At 55.1% G+C, this 16,739-nt stretch carries 11 protein-coding genes; 8 read left to right on the plus strand and 3 right to left on the minus strand.

The annotated features are described in order from the left end of the window. The first annotated feature begins 182 nt into the window (after positions 1 to 182). From IGW03_RS39080 to IGW03_RS24055, 7 genes are all read left to right on the plus strand, one after another. Positions 183 to 383, plus strand: coding sequence for an MbcA/ParS/Xre antitoxin family protein (locus IGW03_RS39080; protein ID WP_194725067.1), 201 nt, complete (start codon positions 183 to 185; stop codon positions 381 to 383). 170 nt (positions 384 to 553) lie between these two features. Next, positions 554 to 2,500 (plus strand): glycoside hydrolase family 6 protein, encoded by a 1,947-nt coding sequence (locus IGW03_RS24030; RefSeq protein ID WP_194725068.1) that lies wholly within the window; start codon positions 554 to 556, stop codon positions 2,498 to 2,500. A gap of 632 nt (positions 2,501 to 3,132) precedes the next feature. Next, a complete protein-coding gene (locus IGW03_RS38950; RefSeq protein WP_194725069.1) occupies positions 3,133 to 4,815 on the plus strand; it encodes a methyl-accepting chemotaxis protein in 1,683 nt (560 codons plus the stop codon). Positions 4,816 to 5,038: 223 nt separating this feature from the next. Next, a complete protein-coding gene (locus IGW03_RS24040) occupies positions 5,039 to 5,515 on the plus strand; it encodes a chemotaxis protein CheW (RefSeq protein ID WP_194725070.1) in 477 nt (158 codons plus the stop codon). Between the two features lie 884 nt (positions 5,516 to 6,399). Next, positions 6,400 to 8,337, plus strand: coding sequence for an EAL domain-containing protein (locus IGW03_RS24045; RefSeq protein WP_194725071.1), 1,938 nt, complete (start codon positions 6,400 to 6,402; stop codon positions 8,335 to 8,337). 271 nt (positions 8,338 to 8,608) lie between these two features. Beyond that, positions 8,609 to 11,248, plus strand: a complete 2,640-nt coding sequence (locus IGW03_RS24050) for a chemotaxis protein CheW (RefSeq protein ID WP_194725072.1) — start codon at positions 8,609 to 8,611, stop codon at positions 11,246 to 11,248. Continuing rightward, positions 11,245 to 11,793 (plus strand): hypothetical protein, encoded by a 549-nt coding sequence (locus IGW03_RS24055; protein WP_194725073.1) that lies wholly within the window; start codon positions 11,245 to 11,247, stop codon positions 11,791 to 11,793. Before IGW03_RS24050 ends, IGW03_RS24055 begins: the two co-directional genes overlap by 4 nt. A 297-nt stretch (positions 11,794 to 12,090) precedes the next feature. On the opposite strand, the gene IGW03_RS24060 is transcribed toward IGW03_RS24055, so the two are convergent. Beyond that, a complete protein-coding gene (locus tag IGW03_RS24060; protein WP_194725074.1) occupies positions 12,091 to 12,900 on the minus strand; it encodes an IS5 family transposase in 810 nt (269 codons plus the stop codon). A 399-nt stretch (positions 12,901 to 13,299) separates the two neighbouring features. Between IGW03_RS24060 and IGW03_RS24065 the strand changes: the two genes are divergently transcribed. Continuing rightward, positions 13,300 to 14,430 (plus strand): glycosyltransferase family 4 protein, encoded by a 1,131-nt coding sequence (locus IGW03_RS24065; RefSeq protein WP_323745020.1) that lies wholly within the window; start codon positions 13,300 to 13,302, stop codon positions 14,428 to 14,430. A 470-nt stretch (positions 14,431 to 14,900) separates the two neighbouring features. Here the strand turns inward: IGW03_RS24065 and IGW03_RS24070 are convergent, their stop codons facing one another. Both IGW03_RS24070 and IGW03_RS24075 read right to left on the minus strand, forming a co-directional pair. After that, the gene (locus tag IGW03_RS24070) at positions 14,901 to 15,242 is read right to left on the minus strand and encodes a hypothetical protein (protein WP_194725075.1); all 342 of its coding nucleotides are present in this window, start codon (positions 15,240 to 15,242) and stop codon (positions 14,901 to 14,903) included. Next, complete coding sequence (locus tag IGW03_RS24075) at positions 15,239 to 16,585, minus strand: ammonium transporter (RefSeq protein ID WP_323745021.1); 1,347 nt, start codon at positions 16,583 to 16,585, stop codon at positions 15,239 to 15,241. The genes IGW03_RS24070 and IGW03_RS24075 overlap by 4 nt, the downstream gene beginning before the upstream one ends. Positions 16,586 to 16,739 lie beyond the last annotated feature (154 nt).

The raw sequence follows: 16,739 nt of genomic DNA on the forward strand, positions 1-16,739 counted from the left end.
CTATTTATGTGCGACCGGCAGTTACATAAATCAATAAAAATCCTTTTATGAAGAAGATGGTCCGATGTTGTCGCTTCATTAGCAGAACGTGACGAACTCTGGCTCAAAGGCCGCGAAGTTTTACAGCACAGGTACGGTTAATGCTCAGAAAGCGGAATTCACCTTTTTTGAAGGAGCCGACGATGCCGACAACGGAACAGATAAAACCGCTATACCATGACCTCATATTCCAACACGCCCTCGAATTGCTATGTAGTGAACAAGCGGCCCAAGATTGGCTGCATGCGCGGCAGAGTCATCTTGGCAATCGGCGCCCTGTCGACTTGTTGAACACGGCGGAAGGGATGCGCTGCGTACGTGCTGCGTTGAACGGCATACTTTGATATAGCGAGTTACTATCCCAACGTGCTTTGGCCCGCTTCAATACAGTAAATATGGCGGTTTAACTATATAACATTTAGATACATTGCATAAGCGGAACATTTCCTGAACGCACTAGTCCGAGAGGAGCTTGGTGGACTGGCTGCCAAGCTGTTTGTTTAGGAAATTCAAATTGGTATCGACAACACGACGGGCTTTTTCAGTCACGACGCTTACCGGCGTTTGTGCTGCAGCGGTATTGCTATCGGCATGCGGTGGCAGCACCGATAAGAACAACAACGGCATAGAGACTTCCGCGACTGAAGCCTCGGTCAAGCTCGCTGCGACGACGACCGTCAGCAGCGGCAGCACTCCTTCCAGCAGTTCGGCTTCCGGTTCCGGCGCCGAGCAAATGGTGCAGCTCTTTTACGACGGGTTTCAGCCTTACTCTGTCTTCAATAACGGGCAATGGGAGGTCGCGAACTGGGCTCTTGGTGCACCGTTCGGCTGCCGATGGAGTCCGGACAAGGTCTGGAACAGCGGCACCGGCTTGGCGCTCAATTTCGATCAAGCCTCCGGAAAATGCGGAGAAGTTCGCACATGGAAGTCGTGGCAGTACGGCTCGTTCACCGCAAATATGGTGCCTGCCAATGTACCTGGCTCAGTCACTTCGTTCTTCCTCTATAGCGGCCAGTCCGGGACCAGCTCGCATTACCAAATCAATTTTGAGTTCATTGGTGGTACTTCGCGCATCAGAACCAATTACTGGGTAGCGGGGAAAGCCAATCCGCTTGAGATTGATCTGAACAAGCATGGCATCAATCCTTACTCGAAAAAGCGCAATTACACCGTTGAGTGGAAAGCCGACACCATTACCTGGTATGTCAACGGTGATGCGGGCGAATGGATTGCGTTGCGTCGCGTCAATGTAACGATGCAGCAGCCGATGCGGCTGATGCTGAACGCCTGGTATGGGAATAACCAGGGGGATGCGCTTCTCTACCCTGGCCGCTACAGCGGCGCGACGGGTACTGCACAATTCGGTTACGTCTGGATTGGACAACCGACGTCCGGTAACGGAACGTCCACCAGCACACCGAACCCAGCACCTGCACCAAGCCCTTCGCCGGCCCCTGCGCCAATTATCTCTCCGCTACCATCGCCCGTGCCGGCGCCTTCATCGGCACCAACGCCGAGTCCTTCACCCGCCCCGACGCCTGCTCCAACCCCAGCACCTGTGGCCACTAGTCCAGCAAGCGTATCTGGCTATCCGTTCGCCAACCAGCGTCTATACGTAGATACAAGTTCGCAAGCAGCACAACTGGTCAGCAATGGTGGAGGTGGTTATTCAGTCGACATACTCAAGCGCATTTCGACGCGTCCGACATCCCTTTGGCTGGGGAATTGGAACAGCAACGTCTATGCGGACGTTTATAACTATAGTAGCCGTGCCCGTGCCGATGGCAGCATGCCCATTTTCACCATTTATAACATTCCACAACGTGACTGCGGCAGCTATTCTGCAGGCGGCACGTCGGCATCAACTTACCCAGGTTGGGTCGAACAAGTTGCACTGGCGATTGGCAGCACCAGGGCAGCTGTCATTCTTGAGCCGGACGCACTGTCGCAGATCAACCAGTCGGGCTGTCTAACGGAGGCGCAGAAGACAGAGCGTTATCAATTGCTTAAGGGGGCTGTTGCGACGCTGCGCAAGGCGGCGCCGAATACTGCCATCTATATCGACGCTGGTAATCCGCAATGGATTCCCGCCGCCACGATGGCACAAAATCTCAACAATGCCGGGATCGCATCTGCGGATGGCTTCGCGCTCAACGTATCAAACTTCATTAGCACGTCTGCGAATGTGTCGTATGGTACGCAAATCTCCGGTATGGTTGGAGGAAAGCATTTTGTCATCGACACTAGCCGCAATGGCAACGGTCCAACAGTGGATTATCAGTGGTGCAATCCTTTGGGTCGAGCTCTTGGACCAGTACCTACCGGGTTTTCCAGCGGCCTGGTGGATGCCTATCTCTGGATCAAGCGGGCCGGTGAATCGGACGGAACGTGTAATGGTGGACCTGCGGCCGGCCAGTTCTGGCCGCAATATGCTTATGATCTAGCACTTCGCGCGAACTAAAGACCATAAGCTATCCCACACCGCTTCCTTTGGTATCCCCTCCGCTGTTTGCTTTACGCTTTCAGCGGAGTACGACTCGTCACCCCTGTTGACCTTACCGGCATCGCCAATTCATGTGCTTCGGCCTTACTCCTAAAAGAGCAACACTGCGAAAAGTTGCCATCAGTAGCCGTAAAAATCCATCTCGAAGCTCAATGTCCGACATTCTTGCCATAGTTTCAAAAGTCTGCATTCGCAGAAAAATTGCAATGCGGTTAGGGTTCTGCTCAACCTCCAATTTGCTAGGGATTAGACGTTTCCGTATAGAGATGTGAAGTCTAGGCAAAGCCTTACCTTCTCTGCGCTCTCTAAAACCGGCTTCAATCCGCCGAAGTAACAGTGACCCGTCCTTACTAATATTCACGGCCATGACGCGTTGCCACGACCCGTTGCAGTAGCAACGCGTCTCCACCTCGACTCAGCCATTCCGGATGGAAAAGAATAGGGGGTGAAATTCATATGAAACGCACGACGAAAGTGCATTTTATAATTTTTTCGGCGGTTTCCATGCTGGCAAGGATATTGCTAGAAGGAAATAAAGAACACCCGTGCGCTAATACTGAGATAGTCCGGCCCTCGTAAGGAGTCGTAAGATGTTTAAACACGTAACGATCAAGTTCCGATTGGTTGGGGTCATTGCCTTTCTTTCGCTGCAATTAATTGTCGGCGGAATGATTGGTATTCTTAGCCTTGGCAGTGCCAACAACTCGATACAAGAAATTTATGATCATCGCCTGGTCTCCTTAGGCAGACTTGATCAAATCATTCGACTCATAAATCAAAATGAGTTGGCCATCGCAAAGGCACTCACGGGTGAACAAAGTACTCTGGAGCAAGCGCTTGCTGAAGTTGAGAAGCGTCGCCAGCACATTGACAATACTTGGAATACCTACCTCTCCGGCATCTTAACGTCAGAAGAAAAAAAGCTGGCATTGGAGTTTACCGAGGCTCGCAACAAATATGTCGTCGAAGGAGTGTCGCCCGCTATGGAGGCACTGAAGGTGCTTGACACACAATCGGGAGTTGCTGCCGTACATGGCCCGATGAATGCCCTCTTCCTTCCGGTGCGTGAAAAAATGAACGCTCTGATCAATTTGCAATTGGACGAGGCGAAGGCCAAGTATGCTAAATCTCAGGAAATCTACTATTGGGTAAGGAATGGTTGCATTGCCGGCGTTACATTGGGACTCGTGATCGCCTTTTTTGTCGGCTGGTGGCTGGTCCACGCCATAACACTTCCATTGCAAGGCGCAATAAAGATTGCGTCTGCTGTCGCAAGCGGCGATTTAACCCAAAGTATTGAGGTCAAATCGAATGACGAAACTGGGCGCTTGATGGAAGCGTTGAAAGATATGAATAGCAGCCTTGTTCGTATCGTAGGACAAGTTCGTCTTGGCACAGACGCTATTGCAACAGGATCGATAGAAATCGCAAAGGGAAATCAGGATCTCTCTGCAAGAACCGAGCAACAGGCTAGTTCCTTGGAAGAGACAGCATCCTCGCTGGAAGAACTGACCTCTACGGTCAAACAAAACGCCGAGAACGCACAGGAGGCAAACGTGTTGGCTCAATCCGCTTCCAAAGTGGCCGATATGGGCGGCCAAGTTATCTCTCATGTCGTTTCGACCATGGGTTCCATCAGTGACTCTTCGAAGAAGATCGCCAACATTATTTCTGTGATCGACGGTATCGCCTTCCAGACCAACATTCTTGCACTTAATGCAGCGGTTGAAGCGGCACGCGCTGGGGAGCAAGGACGTGGCTTCGCCGTTGTCGCCGCTGAAGTTCGTTCGCTGGCGCAACGCTCTTCGGCTGCAGCCAAGGAGATCAAAGAGCTAATTGAGAATTCCGTAAACCACGTAGATGCAGGTACCAAGTTGGTAAACGAAGCTGGAATGACAATGCGAGAGGTAATGACGAGCATTCAACGCGTAACCAACATAATGAGCGAGATTGCATCCGCCAGCTCTGAACAAACTGCAGGCATTGAGCAGATCAATCAAGCGGTAAGCCAAATGGATCGGATGACCCAACAAAATGCAGCATTGGTCGAGCAAGCTGCCGCAGCAGCGGAGCAAATGCGGGACCAAGCGGAAGGCGTTTCGCAAACAGTGCGCATGTTCAGAGTCGACACACGACAGACCGCTGTACCTGCCATGAACGGCGTAGCTGCATCATTGCCACGTCGAATTTCGACTGATGCAGAGGACGCTGGCAGAACGAATCCGTCTTCGACGACACCTCAAGTTTTACTATCGCTTAGCAAAGGCGGTTAGAGCCAATAACGGCAGACCTATCTGGGTTGAAGCCAGCTTTGCGAAATTGTGCGCTGGAGGCCAACCGCTCTATCGAAACCGGAGCCTTAAGTAACGTCGGCAATGAAGGATCTTATCGATCCACAAGTTCTCACGACTGAAAGCGGATTAACTAGGATACTGCACTGCTTTGCATGGGAACTGCAATACATCCGTACGGGACAGTTAATACAAGGAGATACAAATGGACACAAGTACTCATATACCTTGGACTGTGGACATGAATGAGACAAGTAAGAATTCGTATGATCTCTTGATTTTTGAAATTGGCGACGACCATTTCGGCATTGATATCCGGAGTGTTCAAGAACTGTGCAACTACAGTTGCCTCACGCGCCTTGTCGAGGATAGCAGGTTGATCGAAGGCGTGGCATCCAGGAATGGAGCCATCATGCCGATGGTAGACTTTCGCAAGTATTTTCGCTCCGGCGTATTACTATACGATGATCTAACGTCGGTAATTATTGTCCGCGTCCGCGACCGATCTATCTGTCTGATCGTTGACCGCGTGTTAGCAACCACCAGTCTGACGAGCACACAAGTAGAAGACATTTCAGAAAGCGGCGCACCGTTCCATCTTGACGGTTTAGTCGGTATGGCCCCATGGGGCGGTAGGCAATTTTTCCTTCTGGATTTGAATAAAGTGTTGTCCGTCCCTTGAGCCGATCACAATATATCTGGAACAGGATTTGAACAAGTGCACGAAGGGGTGGAAAGCATAAAAGGAAGTACTTAAAAGCCCGAGCGTGGAAAGACGAATTGGGCAATCGGTCAGAATAACTAAGTCTGAACAACTATAAATCAAGTAACGCGCACAATGCCCCATTTGTGGACCAGAGCGCGGCGGCTGTCCAGGCGCTACCGGGCCAAGCGCAGAGGATAATTCAACGCGTCGGCGCAACTTCGAGCCGACGGTTCCTCCGCCTGTTGTGACCATTGCCTGAAATAACGTCGATCCCTATTTATGAAGATAGAACCTTGAGGTTATTGAGCCCTCATCTAATTCTAGTCTGGCCGTAGGGAGCGCAGGGTGTACGCGATCTTTCGTTTTTCTCTCCGATCTTTTCCGCTTCGCCGGTCTGGTTTTGCAGGTCGTACCTCGTCGTCTTGAAGTGCAAGGTTTGAATAAGGTGTCGTCTGCCAGTTCAATAACTGAGTAACCCGTCGGTCACGTCCACTACGCTGTTCCATAAATTTTCTCCCAAGCCGTCAATCAGTGAGTCATCAAAAACGGATTGACCTGCGCCCCCATGCTTTCAGACGCATCCTTCTCTATGTTGCGGTGCATCAAAGCAGAGTGACATGTTGATGCCGGCAGGTAAATATGCAAAATCTGGCTGATGATTATTCCAGTTTGCATACAGCTGGATCGTTGGTGAAACAGCCTTCCGATCAAACTGCTGACTGTCGCGCCGACTGACTTTGATTACTGGCAAGATTTTTGCTGTATCAGCATGGCTATTCCATAAAAGCTGTAGTTGGACCAAATGCACCACGATGTCGCACGTTCGCACTATGCGATCCCATATTACTGTCCACGCTCACATGTCGATCAACAGATACCCAGTTGAATCCCTAATACCGAATCTCGCGCCAAAGTCGGAATTTGGAATACGTGAGCAATTCAGTTTCAAATTTTCTGAGCTTTTGGTCAGCTCTTATGGATTTGACGATACGATTACAAAGATCATTGAACTCGTCTGCCGGACCTTTGGGTGGGAATGGGGAGCGTACTGGGCGCCCGACCATGGCTTTTCAGATCGACTGGTCTGCCGCCATTATTGGCATTCCTTCAATAATGATCTCTCGACATTCGCAATAGAGAGTACGCGAATTTCCATTCCGGCGCATCAAGGTTTTGTCGGCAGAATCTGGGGAAATAACTCCTCAGCGTGGATCGAAGACATGGGTGACGACTATGCCTTCTTGCGTAGGCAAGGAGCAAAAGCCTGCGGGCTCATGTGCGGATACGCCTTGCCCGTCTCCTATACCGCCCCTGATGGAGGGCAGAACAGACTGGGTGTGCTTGAGTTTTACAGCGTGGTTAAACGGCAGCAGGATGCACAGTTGCCGACGGTTGCCAATGCAGTTGGCGTCTTGGTAGCACTCACTGTTAGACGCATTGAGCAGGAGGAAGCGATGCGTCGCATGGCGCAAATCGACGACCTAACCGGCCTTGTCAACCGCGCCTACTTCAGGGAACTATTCGATGAAGCCTGCCGTAAGGCCGCTGATTCCCAGAGTGAACTGGCGGTACTCTATATCGATCTTGACCGCTTCAAGCCTATCAACGACGCATTTGGCCATGATGCTGGCAATGTAGTTTTACGTGAATTCGGCGCGCGACTGCGTCGCCTGGCAGGTTCAAATGTAACGGCTCGTTTAGGCGGTGACGAATTTTGTTTGCTTGTTACCGCGACAGTGAGTGAGCAGACGTTACGTGGCTTGGCGGAATCAGTGCTCAAAGCCGCGCATGACCCCTTCCACTTTCTTGGTATTGAACTCGTCGTATCTGCTAGCGTCGGAATCAGCAGGTATCCGACTGATGGCCTCCGTCCGGAGGAACTGCTTCGCAAGGCTGACGAAGCGATGTATGAGTGCAAGCGACATCAGCGCAACGGATTTAAATTCCACGCGCTCCACATGGAAACCACTGGCAAATTAGCAGAGAATAAGTTGAATGAACCGATGCAGTTTGCCGTACTACTCCGGCAAGCGTTGCTCAAGAATGAGCTCTTTCTACAATACCAACCTATTATTGATCTCGAAACCGGGAATATTGCCGCTGCCGAAGCTTTAGTGCGCTGGCGGCTGCCAACAGGCGAAGTCGTAATGCCGGACAGATTCATTCCGGTGGCGGAAAAGGAAGGAATTGTGAATGCTATTGACCGTTGGGTGTTCCGTCGTGCATGTGCCGATCTTGCTCAGATTGTTGAGGCTGGCCTGCCAGAATTTCGCCTTCACGTCAATATGGCGGCGTCCAATTTCTCAGATACAGGAGTATGCGAAGAACTGATGTCGATTGCCAAGGCATTTGGCATAGCGCCGTCCCAACTTTGCCTGGAACTGACCGAACGTACCATCATGGAACACGAACAAAGTACACTCGTGACGATGCAAGCGTTAAGTGTCGCCGGGTTCAATATTAGTCTAGACGACTTCGGGGTCGGCTACTCCTCAATGGCCAGGCTCAGCCAGCTACCGGTACGCTCGTTCAAAATTGATCGTTCGTTCGTCAACGGTTTACCGGATAATCAGCGTCATGCTTCTATTGTAAAGAGCTTGTTGTTACTGGCTGAAGATCTTCAGATTTCTGCAGTGGCAGAAGGTGTGGAATCGTTAGTTCAACTCAACTGGATAAGTAAAACGGGCGTACGGTATGTCCAGGGTTTCTATTGCGGTCATCCATGTGAAATGAATAGGTTCATGTCTAAGCTTCATGATCAAGCGCACTTGACCATGCCGTGCGCAGGCATTGCATAGAATGCAAGAAATGGTGGCGAAACACAAGCCTATCAAGAGCAGGTATCATTCGCGCCGGGGAATCAAAAGCCAACCTCTCAACGATGAGTGGAAAGAGCACTTTAGTACACGCCTACCCGGCAAAAACGCATCACTCCAATACCCTTGGTGGCTGATGTAAGCAGGTGCAACGCCGTGCCTGAACGACTGAAATAATCCCTGCACAATCGGCTTGGCAACCAGATTTGGAAAGCCTGCCGATGTTCAGCCAATACATTTCAGGGTAACTGTCATGACTTCCAACTCCAATCTATCCATTGACACCTTCCTGCCGTACATGCGCGACGTGGTGCGCTGCGAGCAATCGCTGCGCGAGCTCAACCTGATGTGGCGCATGATCGAGGCGTCGGCCAAGATGAACTGCCCGGTCGAAGCCAAGACCATTCTTCCCACCATGGCGGCGACCCGCGCCGGCTTCAACCGCCTCGAGCATGAACTGGTGCACAGCCTGGTCGGCGAGAAGGTGGGCAACGTGCTCGCCGAAATCGCCACCAAGGCTCAATATGTGATCGATATCGTCGTTCGCAACCTCTACGAGCGCACCGCCGACGTCGGCTTTCTCGCCACCGACCGCGAACTCTGCGCCTTCGTCGCCGGCATGCACGACAATACCGACGCCATCCGCTACCGCCTGCGCGCCTACCGCAGCAAATACACCGTCTACGATGAAATCCTGCTGCTCGATACCGCCGGCAACGTGCTGGTCCAGATCGACGAAGCCTCGCCCATCGAAGGCAGCACCGATCCCCTGATCGCGGAGACGCTGGCCGCCGACGGCTATGTCGAAACCTTCCGCGCCACCGACCTGCGCCCGCTGAAGAAGCAGGCGCTCGTCTATTCGCGCCGCATGCTCCATCCCGACACCGGCGCGCCGGTCGGCGTGCTGTGCCTGTGCTTCCATTTCGAAGAGGAAATGGCCGGCATCTTCCGCTCGCACCGCGACGCCGACGAACGCGCCAACATGCTGCTGCTCGACGGCGACAACCGCGTCATCGCCAGCGCCGACGAACTCTGGATCCCGGTCGGCGCCGCCGTGCCGGTCAACCGATCCGACGAACCCAGGCTGCTGGTGCACGGCGGACGCGAATACCTGGTGCGCACCCTGGCCGCCGCCGGCTACCAGGGTTACATGGGCCCGCCGGGCTGGCAGGGCCAGGTCATGATTCCGGTCGACGTCGCCTTCCACGGCGGCGCGTCCAATGCCCTCAATGCACTCTCCTCGCTCGACCCGGCGCTGGCCGAAGGCCTGCTGTCGCATGCGCGCTCGTTCTGCCCGCCGCTGTTCGAGATCATGACTGCCGCCGACACCATCCGCCGCGTCGTCTGGAACGGCCAGGTCATGACCGCCGGGCAGCGCGGCGAACTGCAGAAGCTCAAGACCATCCTCGACCAGATCAGCGAAACCGGCATGCGCAGCAATGAGCTGTTTTCGCAATCGATCCGCGACCTGTATGAAACCGTGCTTGCATCGAGCCTGCGTGATGCGGAATTCGTGTCCCACCTGCTGGTGGACTTGCTCGACCGCAATCTGTACGAACGTTCGGATGATTGCCGCTGGTGGGCGCTGACGCCGGAACTGCGCACCGCGCTGGCCGCCGAGGAAAGGGACCTGGAAACGATAGCCAGCCTGACCGCGATCCTCGACTACATCAACCGCCTCTATACCGTCTATACCCGCATCTTCGTCTACGACCGCGCCGGCCGCATCATCGCCAGCACGCACGAGATGGAAAACGGCGTGTCGGTGGTCGGCACGGCGGTCGACGGCGCGACGCTGTCGAACGTGCTGGCGCTGCGCAGCGAGCAGGACTACTACGTGTCGCCGTTCGAGAACACGCCGCTGTACGGCGGCCGGCCCACCTACATCTACCATGCCGCCATCCGTGATCCGCACAACGTCAGCCTGGTGGTCGGCGGCATCGGCATCGTGTTCGATGCGCAGCCGGAATTCGACGCCATGCTGCGCGGCGCGCTGGCGGACAAGAAGAACATGACCGCCCTGTTCATCGACCGCCGGGGAAGCGTGATCGCCAGCACCGATCCCGCGCGCCCGGCCGGCATGCGGCTCGATGCCGATCATGACGCGGACAGCGGCGTCGACCGCAAGCTGCTGGCGCTGGCCAACGGCAGCAGCGCCTCGCGCATCCTCGTGCATGACGGCCATTACGCGATCATGGGTTGCACCGTTTCCGACGGCTACCGCGAATTCAAGGTTTCCGACGGCTACCGGGAAGACGTCATCGCGCTGGTCTACGACAGCTTCGGCGAGGTGCGCGAACGCAGCGGCGCGGTCAGGCGCGAGGATGCGGTGATCGAGAGCGACGTGACGGCGACCGGCGCCATCGAATACGCGACCTTCTACATCGACGGCATGCTGTTCGCGATGCCCGCGGCGCAGGTGATGGAAGCGCTGCCGGCGTCGGAAGTGTCGCCGGTGTCCATGGGCGGGCGTGCGGAACGCATCGGCGTGCTGGCGCTGCAGCGCCACGGCGAGAGCCGGCATTTCGTCTGGGTGTTCGACCTGCGGCACCTGATGCGCGGCGCGCCGGCGCAGATCGAGGACGGCAGCCAGGTGATCGTCGTCAGGCACGACGGCCAGGACATCGGCCTGCTGGTCGACGAACTGCACGGCGTGCCGGAATTCCGTCCGTCGCAGATTATTCCCACGCCCTTCGCCGCCGCGGCGGAGGGCTTGCTGGTCAAGCAGGTGATCCGGGCCAATGAAGGCCGCCTGCTGGTGCAGGCGCTCGATGTCGCGCAACTGTTCGCCTGCCTCAAGGATCCCGCGCTGCCGACGGTGCTGAACCTGTCGGATGCAGCGCATCTGAACCCGATGTCACTTGAAAATGAAACACTGGAGAATGCAGCATGAATGCCGCCGATGAATATCTGCTGGGCGACAGCGCCTTGTACGGGCGCCTGTGCCTGATCACCGAACTGCTCGGCCAGTTCGTCGCCGGCGCGCCGCGCGCGGTCGGTCTCGCGCAGCTGGAGCAGGCCACCGGCCGGCCCGCCAGGGAGCTGCTCAGGCTGTGCAAGCTTCTTTGCCGCGAACAGCTGCTGCATCCGCACCCCGGACAGCCCCGGGCCTGGACGCTGGCCTGCGAAACCAGCCGGCTGACGCTGGAAGACGCCTTCCGCTGCGCGATGTCCGAGCAGGCGTCGCGCGCGCGTCCGGCAAGACAGAAGAACGCCGGCACCGCCGAGGCCGACGCAAGACAGCAGGATGCGGTGCATCCGGAAATCGGCATGCTGGTGATGCAGGCGACGATGGGCATCAACCAGAGCGTGTTCCAGCACCTGCGGCAGTTTTCGCTGGACCGGCTGAGGATGACGGCGGCCGGCATGTTTTTGTCGCGGCGTTCCCCGGACGACGGCCTGCGCTCCTGGCCGCCGGCGCGGCTGTCGTTTTCCTAATGTCCTCGCCATCGAATCAAGATTTAGGTATGCAGATGAAAGCGCTAAGAGCGATAGTTTGTTCATCACCCACGTTATTGCGGCCCAACAAATCGTGCGCTGGTTGAAGTCGTAGATGTTGCACAGCTTTCGCAGGTCTAAAAGATGGCTTGTGCATGAATGAAGAGTTGTAGAGATTCCTCTGCCCTACTTTTTTCTGGATTCGACTAGCTGTTTCTGAACACAGTTGACTAACTCCTATAGGAAACTGGTATCGCGGCCTTCTCGACCACGCCGTGGTTTCTATTCTAGTGCGTGTTATGAACTAAGGTCGAATGTATTGAGTGTCTTGGTAAGCATGAGGCAGACAAAAGCAACGAAGTGTAGGCCGGCGAGTGTTTCTGCTACGCGCTCATAATCTTTGGCCAAGCGTCTGAATCGCGCTGCCCAGGCAAAGCTGCGTTCAACGACCCAGCGCCGAGGCAAGAGGACAAAGCCCTTCTTTGCCTCGGTATGCTTGACCACAACGAGTTGCATGCAGAAGTCCTGCGCCTGCTCCTGAGCGGCTTCTCCGGTATAGCCTTGATCGACATAGGCAATATCGACATTGAGCCCGGTGACTTCCTGTACGCTCTGCGCCAACTTGGCCACCTGGTCGCGATCCTGCTCGTTGGCAGGCGTCACATACAACGCCAATAAGTGTCCTAGCGTATCGACGGCAATATGGACTTTCGAGCCTTTACGGCGCTTGGCACCATCGTAGCCGGCGCGCGCGCCACTTTCAGGAGTGGACTGCAGCGTTCTGCTATCAAGAATCGTTGCCGTGGGCGCGGGTTCGCGTCCTGATGCCAGGCGCAGAAGTGACCTCAGGTCTTGGGCGATGGTTTCGAAACAGCCCGCCTTGATCCAACGCTGGGTTTGTTGGTAGACCGTGTACCACGGGGGAAAGTCATGGGGCAACAGTCGCCAGGGTGAGCCACTCCTCACCAGCCAGCGTAGCGCATTGAATACCTCTCGCATCGAATGTTCCCGCTGCGCAGCGTCCATTGGCAGCAGTGTGAGATACGGGGCCACGAAGTACCATTCTTCGTCCTGTACATCGGTCGGGTAGGGTTTGCGTGCATTCATGCCAAGCATTGACTGAGCGCTACTTCCTTAGTTCATAACACGCTCTAGGAAAGTTCAATATGCGCTTCCGGATAAGAGCTCGTGCAATCTAAGTCACCTACCGCTTCGTGCCCACCCTAATACAGGCTTACTTGACGGTTCATACGGACGAGGATAATCCGTAGCATGAAGCAGAATGTTGCGCACTTCTTCGACGCCTTCAATTTGTTCAAGCGCCATCTACTGGTGCGTCGTTTGATTTACCTCTAGATTTTTCTAGCCTGTTCAGAGTGGTTTGCACGCCTTTTGTTTGGCATCGTTTATGCACGGGTTAGAAATATCAACGCAGCATGCCCCTTGTTGAAGCACTTAGCAAGCGGATCATGCTTATCCGATCGCCAATCTATAGGGGAGTCTTGAGTGAGAATTGCCCTGATATCAAATGAACCGCCGCCCTATCGCATCCCGGTCTTCAAGCTTATCGCACAGGAACCTGGTGTCGAACTACTGGTGATTTTCTGTTGTCGTCGAGAGCCAAATCGACTGTGGGATTTACCGCCATTCGAGTTCCCACATACTTTTCTAAAAGAACGAATTGTTACGCGCCATGGTCGATACATCCATAACAATCCTGATGTAATCAGTGTGTTGCGACGCTATTCGCCAGATGTGGTGGTCACTGACGGATTCAATCCTACGCATCTATACGCCTTTGCCTATGCAGCAATGATGCGACGTGCTCATGTGGCGATGACGGATGGCACAGATCAATCGGAAAAGAGTTTAAGTATCGTCCACCGTACGGTCCGACGCATCGTGTACGCACGCTCACACGCCTATGTCGCTGCTAGTGAAGGCGGCTATCGGTTGTTCCGTCAGTACGGCGTTGATGCAGATGACGTGTTCAAATCCTGCTTATGTATTGACAACAGCAAATTCCGTAATTCGGCGAGCAACTCCACTTTTGAAGATAAGCGCTTCGACTTTATGTTTTCCGGCAGGCTGGAAGATGTAAAGAATCCCTTGTTTGCCATCGATGTTGCTGTGGGAGCAAGCAAGTTGCTCCTTCGAAGGGTGAGCATCCTATTTGCCGGCTCGGGAAGTATGGATAACGCCGTCAAGGCATATGCAGCCGCCCGCACGCAGTGGATTGATGCGAGCTTTCATGGCTTCGCAGCACAGTCAGAACTGCCCTTTCTTTACCAATCGGCACGCATCTTTCTCTTCCCGACACTGTGGGATCCGTGGGGGGTGGTTGCCAATGAAGCATGTGCTGCCAGTTTGCCTGTGATCGTTTCACCAAATGCAGGTGTGGCTGGAGAACTGGTTCGTGACCGTCAAAACGGATTCGTTTGTTCGCTTGACGCCGATGTCTGGGCCGCTAATGCGACTGCCTTGCTCAGCGATCCGAAGCTTTACAGGCGCTTCTCTGATGCGTCGGGAGAAGCAGTTCTCGACTATACCTATCGCAGCGCCGCTGATGGGTTAATCAACGCTTGTCGGCATGCGGCTCGGACACCGCTGTCCGTTATGCGAATGGCTGGGGAATAGACAAAGGAAGACCCGATGAATAGATTAAGAGACATCGCTTTGGTGAGTGTTCTCGACCTTGTGGCAGACATCACAATAGTCTTGCTTTGCGTGGCCTGCGCAATCGACATCGCCTTCGAAAAGCTTGAGCGTACTCTGCTTCCCGTTGTGAAATAATAAGGAGGATCGATTGTCTGCCTCCAAAACGCCATAGTGCCGCGGGAACGTGCGGCACTACTGCAGATCATACCAGTTCAAATCGAGATGGCTTGCAGCTGCAAGATTTGCCAGAATGGGTGCGAGATCATTGTCCCTGGCCTCGGTAATCGGGTCAGGGCTTCCGGGAGGGCAGCTAATCCGTTTTACCGCAACTGCTGACCTTTATATGCGAGCGTAGCCCCAAATCCGGCGCAGGGTCACATGCGGCTTAACAATGAGATTCAACTACCTAACCGTTGAGGCAGTTCACTTTTTTAGCTACCTCACCATCTCTACCTGAGGCGCCCAATGTAGGCGAGGTCGACGTCCTTTTTCTGAGGGGCGGGCGTCGGCGTGCCAGTTGCCGGCAGCGGAGCGCGCTGCAGCGTGCGTACGAACAGTCCGTTCGGCCCGAAATACAACTCCTCCAGCCTGGCGCAGATTTGATGTAAATCGTCGCCGTCCAGCCGCAAGGCCATCTCCAACACGTGCTTGCAGTAGCCTGGGTCGATGCGCATGTACTCGATGTCAGTGATGCGGCCCTTCTGCCGCCGCAAAATCACGTGCAGCCGGCTCATCAGCGCGAAGGCTTGGTTTTCGAGTGCTGTCAGCGCGACTTGCTCCAGGGCGCTCATGCGACTTGCTCCCCGTGCTGTTGCAGATCCAAACCTTCCTGCTCCTGTTCAGGCGTGAGGCGCAGGCCGACCATCAGATTGACAATGCCGAGGATTAAGGCAGTTGCCGTTGCCGCGTAAACGGTGGTGACTAGCACCCCAAAAGCCTGCATTGCCAGACTGCCGCTGACGCCGCCGATCTCCTTAACCGCGAACACGCCAGTCAGCAGCGCGCCTATGATGCCCGCTATCGCGTGCACCCCGAAAACATCGAGCGAGTCGTCGTAGCCAAGCATGGCCTTGAGCGAGGTCGCTGCCCAGTAGCAGGCGAGGCCGGCCGCTGCGCCGATGGCCAAGCCACCGCCGGTGGCAACGAAACCGGAAGCCGGCGTTACTGCCACCAGCCCCGCAACCGCTCCCGAAACCAGGCCGAGCACAGAAGGCTTGCCGCGGCGGATCCACTCCCCCATCATCCACGCCAGTGCACCGGCGGCGCCAGCCAATTGGGTGACCAGCATCGCCATCCCAGCGCGTCCATCCGCCGCCACTGCCGAGCCGGCATTGAATCCGAACCAGCCCACCCACAGCAGCGATGCGCCGACCACGGTCAACACCAGATTATGTGGCGGCATCGGCTCGCGCCCAAAACCAGCCCTCGGTCCCACGATTATGGCCGCCACCAGTCCAGAAATGCCCGCATTGATGTGCACCACCGTACCGCCGGCAAAGTCAAGTACGCCCTTGCTCGCAAGCCAGCCACCCGGTTCCCATACCCAGTGCGCCACGGGTGCATAGACCACCAGAGACCAGAGCGCAATAAACAGCAGCAGAGCAGAGAACTTCATGCGCTCCGCGAAGGCGCCAGCGATCAGTGCCGGCGTGATAATGGCAAAGCACAACTGGAACATCACGAACACGCTCTCTGGGATAGTCGGTGCCAAGTGATGCACTGTCAGCTTGCCGCTGTCCTTGATGAAATCCATCCTGTCCAGCATGGCACGCCCCGTCCCACCGAACCAGGGCGAACCTGGCGTGAATGCGATGCTATAGCCGATCAGCACCCATAGCACACTAACCACGCAGACTGCGGCAAAGCTGTGCGCCATCGTCCCCAGCGCATTCTTCTTGCGTACCATGCCGGAATAGAAAAGGGCCAGCCCCGGTATCGTCATGAGTAGCACCAAGCAGCAGGCCAGGAGCATCCAGGCCGTATCACCGGCGCTGATGGAAGACGCTGCCACCAATGTGGGACGGAGCAGTGGCTCAGCGGCTGGCACCGCGGCCTGCCCATGGGCCGGCAATGCAAAGGACACGAATGGAAGAAGCAGGAGTAGACGCTCTACCAAAGCTAAGTATGGTTTCATGTTTGTCCCATATGGTGGCGGCTGTGTTGCAGCCCGAGCTGTTTCTCCAGCACAAAACATGCCATATGGTAATGGGATCTTTACCGGCACTTATGCCGATGGTTGCACAAAAAAAGCCGAGTCACGCTCCGCGACAGACCGACGATGGTGGCCA

The sequence above is a fragment of the Noviherbaspirillum malthae genome (assembly GCF_015352985.1).
Taxonomy (GTDB): Bacteria; Pseudomonadota; Gammaproteobacteria; order Burkholderiales; family Burkholderiaceae_D; genus Noviherbaspirillum; species Noviherbaspirillum malthae.

Bases quoted from the DNA above. Each gene is read 5' to 3' on its own strand.
- IGW03_RS39080 (WP_194725067.1), top strand. From the start codon at position 183: ATGCCGACAACGGAACAGATAAAACCGCTATACCATGACCTCATATTC.
- IGW03_RS38950 (WP_194725069.1), top strand. From the start codon at position 3,133: ATGTTTAAACACGTAACGATCAAGTTCCGATTGGTTGGGGTCATTGCC.
- IGW03_RS24040 (WP_194725070.1), top strand. From the start codon at position 5,039: ATGGACACAAGTACTCATATACCTTGGACTGTGGACATGAATGAGACA.
- IGW03_RS24045 (WP_194725071.1), top strand. From the start codon at position 6,400: ATGTCGATCAACAGATACCCAGTTGAATCCCTAATACCGAATCTCGCG.
- IGW03_RS24050 (WP_194725072.1), top strand. From the start codon at position 8,609: ATGACTTCCAACTCCAATCTATCCATTGACACCTTCCTGCCGTACATG.
- IGW03_RS24055 (WP_194725073.1), top strand. From the start codon at position 11,245: ATGAATGCCGCCGATGAATATCTGCTGGGCGACAGCGCCTTGTACGGG.
- IGW03_RS24060 (WP_194725074.1), bottom strand. From the start codon at position 12,900: ATGAATGCACGCAAACCCTACCCGACCGATGTACAGGACGAAGAATGG.
- IGW03_RS24070 (WP_194725075.1), bottom strand. From the start codon at position 15,242: ATGAGCGCCCTGGAGCAAGTCGCGCTGACAGCACTCGAAAACCAAGCC.
- IGW03_RS24075 (WP_323745021.1), bottom strand. From the start codon at position 16,585: ATGAAACCATACTTAGCTTTGGTAGAGCGTCTACTCCTGCTTCTTCCA.